General features: G+C 62.5%; 18 protein-coding genes. 14 read left to right on the top strand and 4 right to left on the bottom strand.

Annotated features, from left to right (window positions below; translation table 11 throughout):
- Positions 1-178 precede the first annotated feature (178 nt).
- The 6 genes from hemE to FH061_RS01600 all read left to right on the top strand — a co-directional run bounded on the left by hemE (position 179) and on the right by FH061_RS01600 (position 8,023).
- A complete protein-coding gene (gene hemE, locus FH061_RS01620) occupies positions 179-1,261 on the top strand; it encodes a uroporphyrinogen decarboxylase (protein WP_151632295.1) in 1,083 nt (360 codons plus the stop codon).
- 746 nt (positions 1,262-2,007) lie between these two features.
- Positions 2,008-4,035: a primosomal protein N' gene (locus FH061_RS01615; protein ID WP_151632293.1), complete on the top strand. Its 2,028-nt coding sequence runs from the start codon at positions 2,008-2,010 to the stop codon at positions 4,033-4,035.
- A gap of 21 nt (positions 4,036-4,056) precedes the next feature.
- Positions 4,057-4,203 (top strand): hypothetical protein, encoded by a 147-nt coding sequence (locus FH061_RS30250; RefSeq protein WP_192804857.1) that lies wholly within the window; start codon positions 4,057-4,059, stop codon positions 4,201-4,203.
- Between the two features lie 119 nt (positions 4,204-4,322).
- On the top strand, positions 4,323-4,994 hold the full coding sequence (locus FH061_RS01610; RefSeq protein WP_151632291.1) for a glutathione S-transferase: 672 nt from the start codon (positions 4,323-4,325) through the stop codon (positions 4,992-4,994).
- A gap of 132 nt (positions 4,995-5,126) precedes the next feature.
- Positions 5,127-7,280 (top strand): VTT domain-containing protein, encoded by a 2,154-nt coding sequence (locus tag FH061_RS01605; protein ID WP_151632289.1) that lies wholly within the window; start codon positions 5,127-5,129, stop codon positions 7,278-7,280.
- 8 nt (positions 7,281-7,288) lie between these two features.
- Entirely contained in the window at positions 7,289-8,023 is a 735-nt protein-coding gene (locus tag FH061_RS01600) for an endonuclease/exonuclease/phosphatase family protein (protein WP_192804856.1), read from the top strand.
- Between the two features lie 48 nt (positions 8,024-8,071).
- Here FH061_RS01600 and FH061_RS01595 read toward each other — a convergent pair whose 3' ends face one another.
- Positions 8,072-8,674: a glycine zipper domain-containing protein gene (locus FH061_RS01595; protein WP_151632285.1), complete on the bottom strand. Its 603-nt coding sequence runs from the start codon at positions 8,672-8,674 to the stop codon at positions 8,072-8,074.
- Positions 8,675-8,971: 297 nt separating this feature from the next.
- On the opposite strand from FH061_RS01595, the gene FH061_RS30840 reads away from it, so the two are divergent.
- A complete protein-coding gene (locus FH061_RS30840; RefSeq protein ID WP_225984438.1) occupies positions 8,972-9,667 on the top strand; it encodes a YsnF/AvaK domain-containing protein in 696 nt (231 codons plus the stop codon).
- 97 nt (positions 9,668-9,764) lie between these two features.
- Entirely contained in the window at positions 9,765-11,087 is a 1,323-nt protein-coding gene (locus FH061_RS01585) for a YsnF/AvaK domain-containing protein (RefSeq protein WP_225984437.1), read from the top strand.
- Between the two features lie 193 nt (positions 11,088-11,280).
- Here FH061_RS01585 and FH061_RS01580 read toward each other — a convergent pair whose 3' ends face one another.
- Together FH061_RS01580 and FH061_RS01575 are read right to left on the bottom strand one after the other, a co-directional pair.
- Positions 11,281-11,751: an SRPBCC family protein gene (locus FH061_RS01580; RefSeq protein ID WP_151632283.1), complete on the bottom strand. Its 471-nt coding sequence runs from the start codon at positions 11,749-11,751 to the stop codon at positions 11,281-11,283.
- A gap of 122 nt (positions 11,752-11,873) precedes the next feature.
- Positions 11,874-13,085, bottom strand: a complete 1,212-nt coding sequence (locus FH061_RS01575) for an EAL domain-containing response regulator (RefSeq protein ID WP_192804855.1) — start codon at positions 13,083-13,085, stop codon at positions 11,874-11,876.
- Positions 13,086-13,309: 224 nt separating this feature from the next.
- Here FH061_RS01575 and FH061_RS01570 point away from each other — a divergent pair, with 224 nt between their 5' ends.
- The 4 genes from FH061_RS01570 to FH061_RS01555 all read left to right on the top strand — a co-directional run bounded on the left by FH061_RS01570 (position 13,310) and on the right by FH061_RS01555 (position 19,458).
- Positions 13,310-13,735 carry a J domain-containing protein gene (locus FH061_RS01570; RefSeq protein ID WP_192804854.1) on the top strand — a complete coding sequence of 142 codons (426 nt, stop codon included), beginning with the start codon at positions 13,310-13,312 and terminating at the stop codon, positions 13,733-13,735.
- 84 nt (positions 13,736-13,819) lie between these two features.
- Entirely contained in the window at positions 13,820-14,716 is an 897-nt protein-coding gene (locus FH061_RS01565; protein WP_192804853.1) for an amidohydrolase family protein, read from the top strand.
- A gap of 1,086 nt (positions 14,717-15,802) precedes the next feature.
- Positions 15,803-17,860 (top strand): UvrD-helicase domain-containing protein, encoded by a 2,058-nt coding sequence (locus tag FH061_RS01560; RefSeq protein ID WP_151632275.1) that lies wholly within the window; start codon positions 15,803-15,805, stop codon positions 17,858-17,860.
- A gap of 575 nt (positions 17,861-18,435) precedes the next feature.
- Positions 18,436-19,458: a porin gene (locus FH061_RS01555; RefSeq protein ID WP_151632273.1), complete on the top strand. Its 1,023-nt coding sequence runs from the start codon at positions 18,436-18,438 to the stop codon at positions 19,456-19,458.
- 122 nt (positions 19,459-19,580) lie between these two features.
- Here FH061_RS01555 and FH061_RS01550 read toward each other — a convergent pair whose 3' ends face one another.
- Positions 19,581-19,847, bottom strand: coding sequence for a hypothetical protein (locus FH061_RS01550; protein WP_151632271.1), 267 nt, complete (start codon positions 19,845-19,847; stop codon positions 19,581-19,583).
- 140 nt (positions 19,848-19,987) lie between these two features.
- On the opposite strand from FH061_RS01550, the gene FH061_RS30245 reads away from it, so the two are divergent.
- Positions 19,988-20,200 carry a hypothetical protein gene (locus FH061_RS30245; RefSeq protein ID WP_192804852.1) on the top strand — a complete coding sequence of 71 codons (213 nt, stop codon included), beginning with the start codon at positions 19,988-19,990 and terminating at the stop codon, positions 20,198-20,200.
- 162 nt (positions 20,201-20,362) lie between these two features.
- Entirely contained in the window at positions 20,363-21,046 is a 684-nt protein-coding gene (locus FH061_RS01545; protein WP_151632269.1) for an SDR family oxidoreductase, read from the top strand.
- Positions 21,047-21,065 lie beyond the last annotated feature (19 nt).

Genomic DNA, 21,065 nt, shown 5'->3' with positions numbered 1-21,065 from the left:
CCGGCTGCCCGAATCCGGGCCGAACGCCGGCTGACATCCGATTGAACCGCCGCCGAAGGCAAGACGTCCGGACTCAAGACCGCCGGCTTCATGGCCGGAAATATGCGTTCCGAAGCCAAGGGCATGCAGTCGAATCGTCCCGCATCGGCGATAATGGCGGATCACTGAGAGTCTTCCTATGCCATCCAATTTCGCCCCCCTCAAGAACGATACCTTCCTCCGCGCACTGCTTCGCCAGCCTACCGAATACACGCCGCTGTGGCTGATGCGCCAGGCAGGCCGCTACCTGCCCGAATACTGCGCCACCCGCAAACGCGCCGGTTCCTTCCTCGGGCTGGCAAAAAATCCGGACTATGCGACGGAAGTGACGCTGCAGCCGCTGGACCGCTATCCGCTCGACGCCGCCATCCTGTTTTCCGACATCCTCACCGTGCCCGATGCCATGGGTCTCGGACTGTATTTCGCCGAAGGCGAAGGTCCGAAATTCGAGCGTCCGCTGCGCGATGAAAAAGCCGTCATGGCCCTGCAGGCGCCGCAGGAAGGGTCGCTGCAATACGTATTCGATGCCGTGACCCAGATCCGCGGCGCGCTGAACGGCCGGGTGCCGCTGATCGGCTTCTCCGGCAGTCCCTGGACGCTGGCCTGCTACATGGTGGAAGGCGGCGGATCGGATGACTTCCGCAAGGTCAAGACCATGCTGTACAACCGGCCCGACCTGATGCATCACATCCTCAAGACCAATGCGGCCGCCGTGGCAACCTATCTGAATGCCCAGATCGAGGCTGGAGCGCAGGCAGTCATGATTTTCGATACCTGGGGCGGCGTGCTGGCGGACGGCATCTATCAGCAGTTTTCGCTTGCCTACATGCGCGAAGTGCTCGGCCAGCTCAAGCGCGAACATGATGGCCAGAAGATTCCCGCCATCGTGTTTACCAAGGGTGGCGGTTTGTGGCTGGAACAGATCGCCGACAGCGGCGCCGATGCGGTCGGCCTCGACTGGACGGTCAACCTCGGGCAGGCGCGCGCGCGCGTGGGAGATAAGGTCGCGCTCCAGGGCAACCTCGATCCGAATGTGCTGTTCGCCGGACCCGACCAGATCCGTTCCGAAGTGGAAAAGCTGCTCAGCTCCTACGGAACGCCTTCCGCAGGAAATGGCCATGTCTTCAATCTCGGCCATGGCATTTCCCAGTTCACACCGCCGGAATCCGTGACCGTGCTGGTGGAAGCTGTCCACAGTTTTAGCCGCAGGCAACGCGGCTGAAAAAGCCATGGAAAACGCCTGTGAATAACTATCACAGGCGAAACACTTCCGGACGGAAACCTCCGTTTATTCACAATTCCACGCTACCGAGAAGAGGTGGTCTTCTATTGCTTGAAGTCTATCTTTCCTTACGGTAGTGCCGGTGCAAGTCATTGATTTTAAAGGGATGTATTTTTGCTTTTCAATACGGCATTCTGTTGGAAACCGCATGAAATCAAGCCTTCCCAGCGCTTATAAGGCGCTTTTCCACAAAGTTATCCACAGATTTTGTGGATAGTTGAAAAAGCACTTATGAAACCGGTATTTACAGCATTTCCTTAAGAAAAAAGTTAAATTTCCGTACGGTCATGCGAATTTGATGCAGCGCAGATGAGCGATCTTCCAGGAAAGTGATCTGCAGTTACTGTTGTGCGAATGAATCTTTCAAACGGGAAAAAACATTGACAAACGTCGTGGTTCATCAGCACTTATTCACAAAATCGAAGCAGTGTCGTCTTTGTGCATAGCAACAACTTTCTTTCGTCAAAATAATTTCCTTCTACAAATCTACATTTGCAAGTGACTGATTTTAAAAGGATAAATTTTTGCATTTCGCTTGAGCAATTTGGGGAAACCCGCATGGCAACTGGCCCGTTTCCTTGTCAAGCGCGGGTTCTCCACAAAGTTATCCACAGAGTTTGTGGACAGCGTAAAAAAGCCTTATGAATCGCAGTGTTAGCGCAATCTTTGAATAATTACTTTAACTTGTGACCGACGTTTTCCTTACTGTAGCGCTGGATACCCCACTTGACACTTGCTTCGACTACAGGTGGGCGGGCGAGGGCAGCACACCGCAGGTCGGACAGCTGGCGCAGGTGCCATTCGGTCGGCGCGAAGCGGTAGGCATCATCGTCCAGGTCGGAAGCGATACCAATGTGCCGGCCGACAAGATGAAGAGCGCGATCGCCGTTCGCCCGCTTCCGCCCTTGTCCGGGCAATGGCTGAACCTGTGCCGCTTTGCCGCGGATTATTACCAGCGGCCGCTTGGCGAAGTCGCCCTTCCGGCACTACCGAAAAACCTACGCAGCGAAAAAACCGTATCGCTGGAGCGTGCGCTGAAAAAGCTCGGCAAGCAGGAGCAGGTTCATGATCCCGCGCCCGCGGATGCTCCGCGCCTGAACGCCGGCCAGCAGCAGGCAGTCGACGCCATCGCCGCCGCCGAAGGCTTCGCGCCCACCCTGCTTTACGGCGTGACCGGCAGCGGCAAGACGGAAGTCTATCTGCAGGCGGCCGCACGAGTCCTGGCCGCTGCAGCGGAACAGGACAGCCAGGCGCAGATCCTCATACTTATCCCGGAAATCAATCTCACGCCTCAGCTAGAAGGCAATGTGCGGGCCCGTTTTCCCGGCGTCTCCATCGCCACGCTGCACAGCGGTCTCGCCGAGGGCGAACGCCTGACCAACTGGCTGGCCGCGCACCTGGGCCATGCCCGCATCGTGCTCGGCACGCGGCTGGCGATCATGGCTTCGCTGCCGCACCTGAAGCTGATCATCATCGACGAGGAGCATGACGCCTCCTACAAGCAGCAGGAAGGCTTGCGCTACTCGGCGCGCGATCTCGCGGTCTGGCGCGCCCGCCAGCTTTCGATTCCCATCGTGCTCGGCTCGGCCACGCCATCGCTCGAGACCTGGCATCACGCGCAGTCGGGGCGCTACCGGCAGCTGGAACTGCGCGAGCGCGCATCGCAGGCGGCGGTACTGCCCAGGGTGCGGCTGATCGACATGGAGCGCGACAAGCCCGGGGAAGGACTGACATCGACGCTGGTCAGCGCCCTCAAGCTGCGCCTGGAACGCGGCGAGCAATCGCTGCTGTTTCTCAACCGGCGCGGCTATGCGCCGGTACTGGCATGCGATGCCTGCGGCTGGATCGGCAACTGCCCGCGCTGCACGGCCTTCATGGTGCTGCACAAGCCGGAACACCGCATGCGCTGCCACCACTGCAGCCTCGAGCTGCGCATTCCCCGCTCCTGTCCCACCTGCGGCAACATCGATCTGCAGCCGCTGGGACGCGGTACGCAGCGGGTGGAAGAGGGCCTGCAGCACGTATTCCCGGAGGCGCGCATCATGCGCATCGATGCCGACTCCACGCGGCTCAAGGGCAGCGCGCAGGCGGCATTCGACAGCGTGCACCGCGGCGATGTCGACATCCTCATCGGCACCCAGATGGTGGCCAAGGGCCATGACTTCCGCAACCTCACCCTGGTCGGCGTGCTCAATCCCGATACCGCGCTGTTCTCGCATGATTACCGCGCCAGCGAACGGCTGTTTGCGCAACTGATGCAGGTGGCCGGACGCGCCGGACGCGCGGGACAGAAGGAGGGCGGCAATGCCAGCGAAGTGCTGATCCAGACGCGCTATCCGCAGCACCCGCTGTACGGCGCGGTGATGGCGCACGACTATGACCGCTTCGCCAGCGAACTGCTCGACGAGCGCCGCCAGGCCGGCGTGCCGCCCTTCATGTACCAGGCGCTCCTGCGCGCCGAGGCGAGGGAATTGCAGACGGCGCTGGATTTCCTGCAGCATGCCGCGCAATGCATGGAACATGAAGGCATCACCATCAACGATCCGATTCCGATGACGGTGACCCGCGTCTCCAATGTCGATCGCGCCCAGCTGCTGGTCGAGTCGCCTTCGCGTCCTGCGCTGCAGGCCTTTCTCAAGAGCTGGATGGCGGAGCTGAGGGCGACGAAGACGCGCGCCAGGTGGTCGCTGGAAGTCGATCCGGTGGATATCTGAATCCGAGGGCGAATGCGGGCCATGTCGCGCAACAGGGAAATCAAGGAGCGCGTCGGGCGGCCCGATGAACCGCGGGCGGCGGAGCAGGGCAGATTGCGCATGCCCTGGCGGCGCAGTCCGGCATCGGCAACGGGCATCCGGTTGAAGGCGCATATCCTGATCTGCTGAAGGCGACCTGAAGGCAGGCCGAAACCGCCGAGCCGGCGCGGACGTGGCACAATCGGCACCTTTGGCAAGCCGCATCGCTTCGCCACCGATGTCACCGATACCAGGAGGAATGCCGCCCCATGATCATCGTTCATCACCTTAACAATTCCCGTTCGCAGCGCGTGCTCTGGCTGCTCGAAGAGCTCGGGCTGGAGTACGACATCAAGCGCTACCAGCGCGACCCCAAGACCATGCTGGCGCCGGAGGAACTGCGCCAGGTGCATCCGCTGGGCAAGTCGCCGGTGATTACCGATGGCGACCTGACGATCGCCGAGTCGGGCGCCATTGTCGAATACCTGGTCGACCGCTACGGCCATGGCCGCCTGGCTCCGGCGCGCGGCGGCGAAGACCGCCTGCGCTATACCTATTTCCTGCACTACGCCGAAGGCTCGGCCATGCCGCCGCTGCTGCTCAAGCTGGTCTTCGACCGCATCGAGCATGGCCCGATGCCGTTCTTCGTGAAGCCTGTCGCCCGCGCCATCGCCGGGCGCGCCAAGAGCAGCTTCATCCAGCCGCAGATCAAGCGCCATCTCGATTTTCTCGAAGCCGAACTGGCGCAGCGTACCTGGTTTGCCGGCGAGGAATTCAGCGCCGCCGATATCCAGATGAGCTTCCCGCTGGAGGCTGCCGCCGCCCGTGCCGGACTCGACGCCTCCCGTCCCAGGCTGATGGCCTATCTGCAGCGTATCCATGAGCGACCCGCCTATCAACGTGCGCTCGAGCGCGGCGGGGAATACGCCTTGCTGAGCTGACCCAAAGGGTTCCTGCCGCCAAGCTCGCCTGCAGGCAATCCCGCCGGCAGGCACGCGTCCTGCATCAAGCCGAGAAACTTCAACCCGGGCGTCGCGTCGAACGCTCACAGTTTCCTTCTTGACAGCATACGCATGGCATTACAACAGCGCTCCGCATCCGTCGCCTCGCCGTCCGGCATCCTGCAGCAGGGACGCAATTGCTGGCGCATCGAGCGCGCGCACCGGTTCAGCATGCTGGTTGATGCGGAGCCTTATTTCCGCGCGGTACGCGAAGCCATACGCAATGCGCGCCACAGCATCTTCATTCTCAGCTGGGACATCGACAGCCGCATGCGCCTGGTTCCGGAAGGCGCCAATGACGGCTTTCCCGAGCCGCTGGGCGAATTCCTGCACCAGGTCGTCGCCTCCCGGCCCAGTCTGCGCGCCTATGTGCTCAACTGGGACTTCGCCATGCTGTACGCGCTGGAACGGGAGTGGCTGCCGGTCTACAAGCTCGACTGGCGCACCCATCGCCGCCTGGCTTTCCGCATGGATGCCAAACATCCCATCGGCGGTTCCCATCATCAGAAGATCGTCGTGGTCGACGACCGCGTCGCCTTTGTCGGCGGGCTCGACCTCACGCGCAGCCGCTGGGATACCTCGGAACATGCCTGCGATGCGCCACTGCGCTGCGACAGCGACGGCAAGCCGCATGCGCCGTTTCATGACGTGCAGGCCATGGTGGACGGCGATGCCGCGCGCGCGCTCGGCGAACTGGCGCGCACGCGCTGGGAGCGCGCCTGCGGCGAAACGCCGGTGGTGGTCTGCCAGTCGGACCATGATCCCTGGCCGGCGCAGGTCAAGCCCGACCTGACCGATATCGACATCGCCATTTCCCGCACCGAACCGGAATTCGACGGCAGGGCGGGCGTGCATGAAATCAGGCAACTGCACCTGGATGCGATTGCCTCCGCACGGCAGCACCTGTTTTTCGAAAACCAGTATTTCACCTCCGGCACCATCGCCAATGCGCTGGCGCAGCGGCTGGAAGAGCCGCAGGGGCCGGAGGTGCTCATCATTTCCCCGCAGACGCAAAGCGGCTGGCTGGAGCAGGCCACCATGGGCGTGCTGCGCGCTCGCGCCCACAAGCGGCTGAAGGCGGCCGACAGCTTCGGCCGCTACCGGATGGTCTGTCCGCATATACCCGGGCTGGCGCCGCAGTGCCTGAACGTGCACAGCAAGGTCTTCGCGGCGGATGACGACTTGTTTTCCATCGGCTCGGCCAATCTCAGCAGCCGTTCCATGGCCACCGATACCGAATGCAACATCACGATCGAGGCGCATGGCAATCCGCAGATACGGCGCGCCATCGCCCGGCTGCGCAGCCGCCTGCTCGGCGAGCATCTGGATACCGCGCCGGAACGCGTGCAAGCGGAAATGGCGAAAAGCAACAGCCTGCATGCGACCGTTTCGGCGCTGCGGACGTCCGGCCGCAGCCTGCAGGAAATGCATCCGGACACCACGCCGGAACTCGATGCGCTGATTCCGGAGCAAGCCATTTTCGATCCGGAAAAGCCGATCGATCCGGACGAACTGGTGGCCGAGTTCCTGCCCAACGAATCCCGCAAGCCGGTGCCGCGCCGCATGGCCGGCATCGGCCTGTTCGCCATCGCGCTTGTCCTGCTCGCCGTGGCCTGGCGCTGGACGCCGCTGCGCGACTGGGTCAACCTGGACTCGCTGGTGGGCTTTGCGCGCGGCCTGGATGAATTGCCGTTCACCCCGGTCGCGGTGGTGGTGAGTTATGTACTGGCGGGGCTGGTCATGGTGCCGGTGATGCTGCTGATCGCCGTGACCGGCATCGTGTTCGGGCCGGTCGCCGGCACGCTGTATGCGATTTCTGGAGCTCTCTTGAGCGCTGCGGTGAGTTACGGCGTCGGCGCATGGCTGGGACGGCAAACCGTGCAGAAGGTACTCGGTCCGCGCATCAATCGCCTGAGCAAGCGGCTGGCCCGGCGCGGCATTGTCGCCGTGGTGGTCATCCGCATGCTGCCGGTCGCGCCCTTTACGGTAGTCAACCTGGTCGCCGGCGCCTCGCACATCCGCCTGCGCGATTATCTGATCGGAACCCTCCTCGGCATGCTGCCCGGCATTGCGATGACGGTGACCTTCGTGCATCACCTCGCAGAAGCCGTGCGCAACCCAAGCCCGAGCACCGTCGCTGTCCTCATCGGCGTGGCGCTGTCGCTGATTGCCGTCGCGCTCGGCCTGCAGAAGCTGCTAACCCGAAGAGAGGAACATACCGCCTGATGAATGACATGAGCGCAACCGCTCCGCGCGTAATGACCGCGGCGCACGATAACGATCCATGGCCATTGACCATCTGTACCTATAACATCCACGGCGCGGTCGGCTGCGACGGGCGGTTCGCCCCCGGGCGCGTCGCCGATGTGCTGCGCGAGATCGACGCCGACATCATCGCCCTGCAGGAAGTGCCGCTCGGCGGCGGCAAGTCGCCTAATGTACTGAAGGAATTGCAGCAGGCGACCGGCTTCAGCGCGGTCGAAGGGCCTGCCTGCGACACGCCGCAGCGACGCTTCGGCAATGCGGTGCTGAGCCGCTATCCCATCCTGTCGGTGCGCAGCATCGACCTGTCGTTCGGCAGCAGGGAGCCGCGCGGCGCGCTCGATGCCGATATCAATTGCCACGGCCACATGCTGCGCGTGGTGGCCACGCATCTCGGCCTGCGCATTCCCGAGCGCCGGGAACAGATACGGCGTCTGCTGCAGGTGTTCGATACCGAGGAAATGCCGGTGATCCTGCTGGGCGACCTGAACGAGTGGTTTATCTGGGGACAGTCGCTGCGCTGGCTGGTGTCGCACTTCGAAGCGGTGCCGGCGCCGCGCACCTTTCCGTCGCGGCGTCCGCTGTTCGCGCTCGACCGCATCTGGATCCGCCCGCGGCACAGGCTGGTGCATGTCGAAGTGCATGCGACGCCACTGGCCCGCATCGCCTCCGACCATCTGCCGCTGATCGCGCACATCGACGGTTAGCGGATGTTCCGCCAACCGCCGCCATGACGAACCCGGTGGGCCTGTTGCTTATGCCCGCTGGTTGGGGCCGCTGGGGCGCGCCTGTTCCGGCGCATAGTCGACGAGTTGCGGCAGCGATACCGGATCGAAATCGACCCAGTCGCCGTTCTCGATGCTGCCGTCTGCGCGTTCAATGTCCATCGCACCGAGCGAACGCAGCACATTGACGGCGCGGTCGTGGTATTCGTCATCCTGCGGCACGGCTACCGCGACCATCATGCCCGACTGGCGCACCGGCACCGGATTTCTTGGCGCATGGCCTTCCTCGGCCATTTCTCCCTGGTCTTTCATCGACGACATGCTGCCGACCAGGCCGCCGATATGCGCGCCGACCAGGCTGCCGGTGACTGCACCCACGGGGCCGAGCACCGGCGTCGCAGCCGCGCCCACCACCGCACCTGCCGCAGCTCCCGCCGCGACCCCCTTGCCCGATGCCTTGGCGCCCGGCGACATGTTTTCATCGCCGCCGATGGGATAAGCGCCATGCTGTCCGGCAGGGTTGCAAAAGAAGTAGCAGAGATGCTCGCGATCGAATCCTGCACGCAAGAGTTCCTCCACTGCATAGGTGGCCTCCGATTGCTCCTGAAATCGGCCTGCAATAATAGTCGTCATGGCTGGCTCCTGATTGGTTTTCATGAATATGAGTAAGAGAGCAAGCCCTGGCAATAGTTTCGGCAATACTTTTGATGGACACGGGGTGCCGGGCGCACTGTAAATTTTGCCGCGCGCCTGGTAAAAAAAGGTATCAGGCCATGGGCTGCATCGCCTATTTACCGGAATCCATCGGCAAGCCTGCCGCAACGCATCTGCGGCCGTCCTCCATCTCCAGCGATATCCATGCCCGTGAGGCATCCGGCCCACTCCTTGCATTCAACGTCTTTTCCCCGACTGAGAATGGATGAGACTTTCATGGCACATTTTCCTGACAATGCCGGCACACCTGTCTCGAGCAGGCAGCTGGCCAATGCACGGGTCGTCGACATTGCAGGCACACCGGCGGCCATTACTTCCCTGCAGCAGGGCGATGAAGGGATGCAGGCCTGGATCAGGCTGTCGGACGGCATGCAGGTGCTGGTGCCGGTCAGCCTGCTGGCCGTACAGCCGGATGGCAGCTATCGGCTGCCTTTCCAGTTCCGCAGCGCATCGGCCGAAGCTGCCGCCAGCGAGGCTTCCGCTTCGTCCGCCCATCAAGGCGGGCAGATGCGCTTTCCGGTCATGGAGGAAGAACTGCAGGTGGACAAGCAGCTGGTCGACACGGGCCGCGGCGTTCGTCTCCACAAGACCGTCTCCGAGCACACCGAAAAAATCGAACAGCGCCTGATGCACGACGAGCTTGTGGTTGAGCATGTGCCGCTGGGGCGCGTGGTCAGCGGCGAGGCGCCGCAAAGCCGCTATGAGGGCAACACGCTGGTGGTGCCCGTGCTGGAGGAAGTGCTGGTCGTGCAGAAGCAGCTGGTGCTCAAGGAAGAAGTGCGCATCACGCGCAAACAGAGGCCCGTGGATGCGGCGCAGGAGGTAAGCCTGCGCTCCGAGCAGGTCAGGGTCGAGCGTTTCGATGAAGGCACATCGAAGCCCCTGACCCCTCCGGCCGGCCGTCCGCATTGAAGTCCGCGCAGGCACGGCTTATGCCTGCAGTAGTCTACTCAAGTCAAGCTTCCCGGCGCTGTTGCCGGGCAATCCTGTTTTTTTGGAGAGACTGATCATGGAAAATACCGTAGTAGGCGTGTATGACAGTTATGCCCAGGCCCAGAATGCAATGAATGAATTGCTTTCCGCCGGCTTTTCCCGTTCCGATGTGCAGCTCAGCCCGGATGCCGACGGCATGACCACGAGCGATAGCACAGCTTCAACTGACTCAAGCAGCGGCGGCATCGGCGGCTTCTTCCGTTCCCTGTTCGGCATGGACGAGCATCATGAGCATCGCGACATCTATTCCGAAGCGGTACGCCGCGGCAGCTGCGTCCTGAGCGTCAATGCCGCCAGCGAGGAACAGCGTGACCGCGCTACCGAAATCATGAATCGCTTTGACCCGGTCGACATCGACGAGCGCTCTTCGCACTGGAGGAGCCAGGGCTGGAGCCGCTACGATGAAAGCGCGCCGATGTACACCGACAGCGAGATCGAGAAGGACCGTGCAATGTATGGCCAGTCGCGCGCGCCGTCGATCGGCCAGGCAATGAGCGACATGAGCGCATCGGATTCGGTCTCGGCGTCGCGCACCGACTGGAGCGCGGACACGACGCGGACCGGCGCAGCGGGTGCGGCGGGTGCAGCCGGTTCGGCGATGTCCGGGTCGTCGATGCCGCATCATGACAGCGGCATGGGCGATCGTACGCTGACCGGCACACAGGCCGACGGCACCCGCATCCCGGTGATCGAGGAAGAGCTTCAGGTCGGCAAGCGGGAAGTGCAGCGCGGCGGCGTGCGGGTCTATCAGCGCGTGCGCGAGACGCCGGTCAGCGAATCGGTGCAACTGCGCGAAGAGCATGTCAAGGTGGAACGCCATCCGGTCGACCAGCCGGCAAGCATGGCGGACCTGGATGCCATCAAGGCGGGTGCGGTCGAGATGCGTGAAACCGCCGAGGAAGCCGTGGTATCGAAGACTGCGCGCGTGGTCGAGGAAGTCGTGGTGGGCAAGGAAACCACCCAGCGCACCGAGGATATCAACGACACCGTGCGCCGCACCGATGTCGAAGTCGAGCAGCTCGGCACCCATGCCGGTGCGCGCACCGACATGATGTCCGATTACCGCGACACCGGCATGACCGCCGACGATTCGGACTATCGTACTCACTGGCAAACCGCCTATGGCCAGTCCGGTAGCCGTTATGAAGACTACGACGCCGCCTACCGCTATGGCTCGACCATGGCCGGCAACGAACGCTACAAGGATTACCGGTGGGAAGATGCCGAGCCCGGCATGCGCAGGGAATGGGAAACCAATCATCCCGAAAGCGCATGGGAGAAGGTGAAGGACGCGGTGCGCTACGGCGCTGAACGCGTTTCCGGCCGCGGACAGCGCTGAGCTGCAGCTTCGGCCACGCGGGCATGCGGACCGGCTGCGGCGGCCGCATGCCGATAGCGTCTTCCCCTGTTGAAGCCCGATCCATCTCCCTGCGGAAGGGAGATGGATTTATTATGCCGGGCTACCGCGGCTGCGGGTGCGTATGTCGTATCTCTTTGCGTACCGGCCTTGCCTATCGAAGCTGCGTATCGGGTTAGCCGAGCTCGCCTTTCTCGGCCAGCTCCCTGATCATGCGGATGGTGTCGATGTCCGATTCGGTATAGGCCGACTTGCGGAAGTCGTTGTACATCGCTTCCGCATTGTCCCGCGCCTCGTCGGCGCCGTCGTCGTATTCAAAGCGCACGAAGAAGATGTTCGGCTCGGGTTCCTCGATGGTCATTGTCAGCGTCGACTCCGGAATCTCGTTCTGCGCCGGCACGTGATAGACCACCTGTTCCTGCGGCAGGAAGGTCACTCGGTCATGCACGACCAGCGTGCCGTAATGCAGCTCGCGCGACATCGACAGCGGTGATTTTTCAAGGATGTTGCACTTGTCCAGATAAGGCACGAAAGCCTTTGGCGTTTCCGCCCGCAATACCAGGCCGCGCCAGAGTTGCTCGCGCGACAAGGTATCCAGCAGGGGATTGAGCGGATCGTTGATTTCGATGAGATGGGAAAATTTCATGGTGCGCAACAGGCAGGGACAATCGGCTAGTGTAAACCCTGAGAGCGGATTGCAGGTGAATGTACGGTCGCCTTGATCCGTTTAACGCCTTCGCGCTTTGCCAGCGTTCCTGCCGCCCCGCTTCAGAAGAACTGCGACCATTCCTCGATCCAGCCCGGCACGGCATCGCGCTCCATGGGTTTGGCAATGTAATAACCCTGTGCATAGGTGCAGCCGAGGTCGCGCAGCAAGTCCCAGTCTTCCCGTGTTTCCACGCCCACCGCCACCGAATTGCGCCGCAGCTTGCGCGCCAGGTCGAGGCATGAACTCAGAGCGATATGCATCTGCCCGTTCTTCGACGCGCCCGCCACGAAGGAACGGTCGATCTTGAGGTCGAGAAAGGGAATGCGCAGCAATTGCTGCAGGTTCGAGTGCGCGGTGCCGTAGTCGTCGATCGACAGGCCGAAGCCCTTCATGCGCAGGCGCGCAATGTTTTCCAGGCAGATCGGCACATCCGTCATCGCCATCAGTTCGGTGATTTCGAAGGTGATGTGCTGCGCCCCGATGCCGTGCTGCCCGATATGGGAAAGAATCTTCTCGGCCAGCCCGGGCTCGGCCAGCGAGGTGACCGACAAATTGATGGAGACTCCCAGCATGTAGCCGCGGTCATGCCAGCTGCGGCAGGCCGCGACCGAACGCTCGATCACCAGCCAGGTCAGCGATTCCATGTGGCCGCTTGCCTCGAGCGTCGGAATGAAGGCCGGCGGCGTCAGCAATCCGTACTGCGGATGGCGCCAGCGCACGAACGCCTCGACCGCCTTTACCTTGCCGCTGGACAGTTCCACCTTGGGCTGGAAGAACGGCTCGAATTCGCCGGCCGCCACGCCTCGCTGTATCTCCGCCAGGGTGAACGTGGGCAGCGTGCTGCGCACCTTGCCTTTCGGCGGGCGCGGGCGGTACTGGTCGATGAGTTGCTGCAGCACCTCCGGCGTTGCCGGCTTCTCGAAGGTGCCGAGCAGATGAACGCCATACGCCTTGGACATGGTTTCCACGGAAAACAGCAGCGCCGAGCCGAGGGCGCTGGTCAGCACGATGGCCGTGCGGTGTTCCAGATTGGCCAGATGCCGGACCAGTTCGATGCCGTCCATCTCCGGCATGTTGAGGTCGATGAAACTGATGTCGACCGGCTCGTCCGAGCGCAGCATGTCGAGCGCGACCCGCCCGTTCTCCGCCTCGGCAACGTGGCAGGCGCCCAGCTTGGTCAGCATCACCTTGAGCCAGTGGCGCTGGAAATTGTCATCTTCCGCGATCAGGAAGCGCAGGTCGGCGATGGAAACGGGGCGTTCAGGGTTCATGGCATTCGTTCCTGCGGGTATGGGCGGAAGCATCGGGGCGAAAGCATTGCAGCAGGGAAATTATGCCGCAGCTTTCCACCCTCGGGCGAAGTTTTGGTGCCGGCTACACTGCAAAATTTGCATTCATGAGTGTATTGCTTGCCGGAACGTCCCATAAATGCGGGATTGTTGCGGCAGCGGCCTTTCGCTATAACGTCAAGCGTTGTCGGAAAGGCACTTCTCTCATGAAAACACTCTACGACTTGCTTGGCGTACGGCGCCAGGCCAGCCATATCGAAATCGAACTCGGCTACCGCCGCCACCTGAACCGGCACCTGCTCGGCCTGGGCGTGCGCCCGCTGAGCAAGCGGGCGCAGCAGAAGCTGCAGACGATACGCCAGGCCTACCTGGTGCTGTCCTCGCCCGGACGTCGCCAGGCTTACGACATCGACCTGAGGCAGCGCGAGGCGCGCCGCAACCGCCTGCTCGACATCGGCGGCGCCATCCTGGCCGTGTCCTCGCTGGTGATCGGCATGGGCCTGATCGTGGCCAGCCCTTATTTTCCGGCCTGGCCCGGCTTCTCCGGGGACATCGCGCGGCCGCTCAGGCAGATCACCGGAAGCGACACGGCTTCCGGGTTGGTCCAGCCGGTGCTGGCCACCGCAAGGTAGATGGTTCTGGTGCCGTTGGCCGCGGTGCAGCGTGCATCGGCGAAGCCGATACGTCACAATGACCGCTCCTTCCTGGAGACCTTCATGCACGCATCCGCTTCCGCCTTGCCCGATTCCCGGTCCCGCGCCATGCCGGCGATGCGGCGAAACCTGCGCCACCGGCTGGGCCGCATCGCCTCGGTACTGTGCCTGGCCTGGATGGGTGCCCCGGCACTGGCCGAAGAGCGCTTGCCGCTGTTCGATGCGCACATGCATTACAACGTCGAAGCCCGCTCCCTGCTCTCGCCGCAGCAGGTGGTCGACCTGTGGCGCAAGACCGGCATACGCGCGGTGCTGGCGACCAGCCGGCCGAACGACGGCACGCTCGACCTGATGGCGCAGAAGGCGCCGGACATCCAGATCGTTCCCTTCCTGCGTCCCTACCGGGTGCAGCCCGACCGCCACGACTGGTTCAGCAGCCAGGGCGTGGCCGAGTATGTGGAAAAGGAACTGCAGCGCGGCATTTACCGCGGCATCGGCGAATTCCACATCTTCGGCAAGGATGCCGACGCGCCCTACATGGCAAAGATCGCGCGCCTGGCGAAGGAACGCGGCCTGTGGCTGCATGCCCATTCGGATGAAGACGCGGTCGAGCGCATCCTGCGCCATGCGCCCGGCGTCAAGCTGATCTGGGCGCACACCGGCATGAGCACGCCGCTCGACAAGGTCGAGCAGATGTTCGCGCAGTATCCGAACATCGTCGGCGAGCTGTCGTATCGCGGCGATCTCGAGCAGGACGGCACGCTCCATCCGCGCTGGAAGCAGCTGCTGATGAAATATCCGAACCGTTTCGTGGTAGGGACCGATACCTGGGTCACGCCGCGCTGGGGCGAGGTGGAAAACCTCGCCGCGTTCTACCGGCGCATGCTCGGCGCCCTGCCGCGCGACGTGGCGGAGCGGATCGCCTATCGCAACGGGATGGAGATGTTCGGGCTGCAGTAAACGCCAGCTCAGGATGCCGCCTGCGCATCTTTGGCTGTATTCTGCGCAGTGGTGTTCCGCTATTCCGAAACGCTCGCAAAATCCTCGTCATTCGATTTCCCCGGGAAGTCTCTGGAGATGCCGGCGTCGGCGTTGGCATCGGCACGGCGAGGTTATTGCGCTCAATTTCGACTCGCTCCAAATAGGCATTGCGTATGATTTCGAAAGCCTGGTTTGTGGCGATAGGGTTGAAGCCTGGGAAGTCGATCGGAGCAATGGGCGCAACCGGAACAACCGGAACAACCGGAACAACCGGAGCAACTGAAGTAGCTGCAGCAACAGCAGTAACTGAAACGGGACGCCCCCTGGCAACGGTCTGCGAGCGGATCAAATCACGAAGACACGTCATCAAATTGCGCTGGGCCTCGTTTTCGAAAGAATAGGACTCCTTCTCAAACAGTTTCGCGTAAGTGCTGCGGAAGTATCGATTGGCCGCCTTTTGCAAATTCTTATTGCCATCGCTGTATGTCGTCAGGACGGCATGAATATCCTCGGCGAGCAACTTGAGATGGTCATCGCTCATATTGAAAATCTGTCTGGTTGCCGCCAGCAAGGTCCCTGCGGTCATACCTGAATGAAGCTTTACCCGCTGTTGCCCGGCATGCTGTTTCATCCACGTGGCACCGGCCAAGGGGACGGGAGGCGGAGCCTTTTTCGATCCCAAGTTTTCCATCACTTCCCTGGTCCAAGCCGGACGCAGCCGACTGAACGCGGCAGATGCAGTGGATGCCGCCGGCTTCGGTTCCGAAGTTGCTGGAGGAACGGCGCGTGTGACGAAACCAGTAAAAGTTTGGGATATACCCATGGTTAAGCTTTCTGTAAAGGGCGGCAGCGTTTATTCAGGCAGGAAAAAAAGCCGTTGTTTTAAAAGTGGCAAGCCGTCTGTGACGTCGGGATTGAAAAAGTTCCATATCCGCTCGGACCACGGCAACCACCGCCTCGCTGCAGCAGGAGGGCAACCGGCAAAATCGTCGCAACGCCGCAACGCGCATCAGCGGGGCGGCTCGCACTGCTACAATGGCCCGCTTTGGTTCCCCGGTCTTGCGCATGTCACATCCTTCCTCCCCCGGTATGCATGGAATGAATCCCCCGCAGCGCGAAGCGGTGAAGTACATGGACGGCCCCTGCCTGGTGCTGGCCGGCGCCGGTTCCGGCAAGACGCGCGTGATCACGCAGAAGATCGCCCATCTCATCGAGGATTGCGGCTACGAGGCGCGCAATATCGCCGCCGTCACCTTCACCAACAAGGCGGCGCTGGAAATGCAGGAGCGCATCGCCAAGCTGCTCAAGGAACCGAAGGAAGCCAAGCAGCTCACCGTCTGTACCTTCCACTCGCTCGGCGTGCAGATCCTGCGGCGCGAAGCCAAGGAACTGGGACTGAAGGACCGCTTCTCCATCATGGACAGCGACGACTGCTTTTCGCTGGTGCAGGACTTGGCCATCACCACCGACAAGCAGATGGTGCGCCGTATCCAGAACATGATGTCGCTGTGGAAGAACGGCCTGGTCGATCCCGACACCGCGCTGAGCCAGGCCACCACCGAAGACGAAGCGCAGGCCGCGCGCATCTACCGCAATTACGTCGCCACCCTGTCTTCCTACCAGGCGGTGGATTTCGACGACCTGATCCGCCTGCCGGTCGAACTGTTCCGCAGCAATGAAGCGGTGCGTGACCGCTGGCAGCGCAAGCTGCGCTACCTGCTGGTGGACGAGTACCAGGACACCAACACCTGCCAGTATGAACTGGTCAAGCTGCTGGTCACCGGCATCGGCAAGAAGCCGATGTTCACCGCCGTCGGCGACGACGACCAGGCGATCTACGCATGGCGCGGCGCGACCATCGAAAACCTCAAGCAGCTGCAGGTCGACTTCCCTGATCTGAAAGTCATCAAGCTCGAGCAGAACTACCGTTCCAGCACCCGCATCCTGCAGGCGGCCAATGCGGTCATTTCCAACAATCCCAAGCTGTTCGAAAAGCAGCTGTGGTCCGAACATGGCCTCGGCGATCCGGTCAAGGTGCTGGCGATGCAGGATGACGAACAGGAAGCCGAGCAGATTGCCATCATGATCTCGGCGCACAAGTTCGAGCGCCGCGCGAAATTCTCCGACTATGCGGTTCTCTACCGCGGCAACCACCAGGCGCGCGTGATCGAGCAGGCGCTGCGCAAGGAGCGCATTCCCTACACCATCTCCGGCGGCCAGAGCTTCTTCGATCGCGCCGAGATCAAGGACATCGTCAGCTATCTGCGCCTGGTCGCCAATGGCGACGACGATCCGGCCTTCATCCGCGCCGTGACCACGCCCAAGCGCGGCGTCGGACAATCGACGCTGGAAGCGCTCGGCGCCTTCGCCGGCCAGTGGCAATGCTCGCTGTTCGAGGCCGTGTTCAAGGGCGGCATCGAATCCAAGCTCGCCGACCGCCAGCTCAACCCGCTGCGCGAGTTCTGCAACTTCATCAACGGCCTCGAAGCGCGCGCCTCCAAGCGCGGCGAAAACGCCGCCGAGCTGCTTGACGAGATGATGAAGGAGATCAATTACGAAGCCTATCTCTACGATACCTTCGACGACCGCCAGGCACAGTCGAAGTGGCAGAACGTGATCGACTTCACCACCTGGCTCAAGGAAAAGGGCACCGGCGGACGCGACGGCACCGATGAGGAAAAGAGCCTGCTCGAACTCACGCAGATGGTGGCGCTGATGACCATGCTCGAAGGCCGCGACGAAGAACCGGATGCGGTGCGCATGTCGACGCTGCATGCCTCCAAGGGCCTGGAATTTCCGCACGTGTTCCTGGTCGGCGTGGAGGAGGGCATCCTGCCGCACAAGGGCGACCCGGATGCGCCGGCCGAACTGCTCGCCGCGCGCATCGAGGAAGAGCGGCGCCTGATGTACGTCGGCATCACCCGTGCGCAGCGCAGCCTGCACATCACCTGGTGCAAGAAGCGCAAGCGCGCGAGAGAGAGTGTCAATTGCGACGTGTCCCGCTTCATCAAGGAGATGAAGCTCGACGAGGGCGATGCCGTGCCCAAGGAAGAGGAGAAGCTGTCCCCGCAGGACAGGCTCGCCAATCTCAAGGCCTTGCTGAACCGGCCGAAGGCGGCGTGACCGGCGCTGCCGCCTAGGCTGTGTTTGATAAGCGTTGCGAGCGGTTCGGATCGGCGCCAATCCGGATCGCGCAGCAGCTTATCAAACACAGCCTAGAGCGTTTTCACCCTGACCGGCCTAGTCGAGGCCGAGTCAGATTGCCGCTGGAACAAGGCGTGACGACGCGACATGGCCAGGCCATGGCAAGGAGTCACAACGCCGTGCCAGGGGCAATCTGTCCGGGACCGGCAGGCAGGTCAGGGTGAAACCGCTCTAGTAGTTTCCCGCATGCCGGTATGTCATCACCCGGTCATCTAAGACCGGCAGAATCCCGCCTGGTTGCATCGCGCCTCCACCGCGCGTGCCGCAGCATCGATCGCCAAATGCCTGTCGCCATGCATCCGCGGCGCATGTGCTTATGACGAAAAATACGTAGAGCCGTTGCGTCGGCCGATGCTACAGTGCCGCACAAAACGACAGCCTCCGATGCCTCCCGAAGCTACGCAAGGGCAGCGCGAAGAGGTACGTCATTGCACGCGGAAGCATGCGGAGGAGGCGCGCAGCCCATTCGACACATCAACCAGGGAAAACGAACAATGAAAACATCGCTCATCGCACTGGCCGTGCTCGGCACCGTTGCCGGCAGCAGCTTCGCGCAAACCAATGTCACCATCTACGGCGTCGCCGATGCCGGCCTGAGCCGCATCGACAACGGTCGCGTCAACAACACCGCGCTGCAGAGCGGCCAGCAGTCCGGCAGCCGCATCGGCTTCCGCGGCACCGAAGACCTCGGCGGCGGCCTCTCGGCCATCTTCACGCTGGAAAACGGCTTCAGCATCGATGACGGCACCCTCGGCCAAGGCGGACGCCTGTTCGGCCGCCAGGCCTTCGTCGGCCTGCAAGGCGGTTTCGGCGCCGTCAAGCTCGGCCGCCAGTACAACCCCATCCGCACCGCCGTCGAAAACATTGATCCGTTCGGCCTGGGCCTGGCCGGCAATGCCGCCAACGTCTTCAGCGTCTACGGCGAGCGCGCCGACAACACCCTGAACTACTCCTCGCCCAATTTCGGCGGCTTCAGCGGCCAGGCCCAGTACAGCTTCGGCGAAGTCGCCGGCAGCACTTCCACCGGCCGCCAGGTCGGCCTGTCGGCCAGCTATTCCGCCGGCCCGCTCAACATCATCCTGGCCCACCATGACCAGAACGCCACCGCCGTCGTGGCCGGCGCTACCGTCGATGCCGGCGATGCCAAGACCACCTTCCTGGGCGGCACCTTCGACTTCGGCGTGGCCAAGCTGCATGCCGCCTATGCGCGCAGCAAGGGCGAGACCGCCGTCGGCGTGACCAACCTCGACCGCGACGATGCCATGGTCGGCGTGAGCGCGCCGATCGGCGCCGGCACCATCCTGGCTTCCTACATCCGCCGCAACGACGACATCGGCGGCGGCACGCGCGATGCGGACCAGTGGGCGATCGGCTACACCCATGCGCTGTCCAAGCGCACCAACCTGTACACCTCGTATGCCCGCATCAAGAACGATGCGGCGGCGACGGTGGGCAGCCCGGCCGCTGCCGGCCTGGACCCGTCGGTCTTCAACGTCGGCGTGCGCCACCGCTTCTGATCGCGGCGGGTGACGGTCCTTGCGCCTTGCCGCGAGCATCGTCCATGGCATCAATGACGCAGGAACAAGCGCTGTCCCGCCCATCGGCGGACAGCGCTTTTTTCATGTTCCTGATTACCGGATTACTCGCCGCGGCCGCGGCTGGCGAGCTGCTTTTCGAAAGCGACATCGAACTTGCTGACCTTGACCTTCTTCTGCGGCCCGGTCTGATTCACGAACTGTACGAATTCATCGAGCGGCAGATCGTCGCTGACCTTTTCCGGCTTCGCGCCCGGTGCGGCGCGCAACAGATAGAACAGTCCTGCCGCATTGATTCCGAGCGAATACCGATAGTCCGTATCGCGCGCATTGAGCCGGGCGATGGCGGCACTGGCTTTGGTTGATCTCATGGCTTAATCCTGATGTGAACGCGCCATAGCATGCAGGCGCCTGGATTCATTCTTGACGGATGATACTGCAGCCGATGCTTGAGCCGCAGCAATGCGCTCCGCATGCGGATGGCATCTCCGCGCGGCGTGCAACTTCAAACATGAACGATGCCGGTTCGGAAAATCTTGATGCAGACCGCAGCTTGCATTCAATCAGTACAGACAGCATGCAGGCGCCGCAGGTTTCGCGCGCTGCGGCGGTTGCTCCTGCCCCTGCTGAGCTTGCTGTTCATGGCATTCCATGCTGCAACAAGCACCGTGACGAGTGCTCAGTAAGGAAGTGCATCGAAGCCGGCGACTTCAGGCGTGCATGACGCGCGGTGGTGCGAGCTCGGAAACACCAGCCGCCGATACCATGCGGCGATACCATCTGGCGGCCGCCGCCAATCCAGTTCGGCCCGGGTTCGGCAACTCCTTGCGCCAGACCGTAAAATGGCTGCACGGGCAATACCAATCGACAAAATACGGAGACAGTCATGACGGCATTCAATCTGAACGGCAAACGCATTCTCGTTACCCAGGCCGACACGTTCATGGGACCAGCCTTGAGTGAAGTGCTGGCCGGGCTGGGCGCTGACATCATTGCCGACACCAGCCTCCTGCAGGACGACGCGGCGGTGGCGACGATGATGCAGGCCGCCGGACATGTCGATGCACTGATCATCAATCTCGCCATTCCCGCCCCGGCGACGCCGGCCGCGCAGGTCGGCGACGAGGAGTGGCGGCATGCTTTCGCGCAGATGGTCGATCCGCTGCCGCGCCTGGTGCGCGCGGTGCTGCCGCAGATGACCGAGCGCAGATCCGGAAAGATCTTGCTGATCGGCAGTGCTTCCGCCTTGCGCGGCATGAAGCGCACCTCAACCTACAGCGCAGCGCGCGGCGCCCAGCTTGCCTACATCCAGGCGGTGGGGGTGGAAGCCGCGCCGCACAATGTGCAGGTCAATGCCATCGCCCAGAACTTTGTTGAAAATCCCACCTACTTTCCGCCCGAAGTGCAGGCCAATCCCGCATTCCAGGAAAGGCTGAAGCGGGAAGTGCCGCTCGGCCGGCTGGTCAGCCAGCACGAGGATGCGATGTTTGCGGCTTACCTTTGCAGCGATGCCGCGAACTGTTTCGTCGGCCAGGTGTTTCCGGTCTGCGGCGGCTGGGTGGCGCGCTAGGGCCTGTTCACACTTCATT

The sequence above is a fragment of the Noviherbaspirillum aerium genome (assembly GCF_008929045.1).
In the GTDB taxonomy this organism is placed as follows: Bacteria; Pseudomonadota; Gammaproteobacteria; order Burkholderiales; family Burkholderiaceae_D; genus Noviherbaspirillum; species Noviherbaspirillum aerium.
This window is presented reverse-complemented; position numbering and strand designations above follow the sequence as displayed.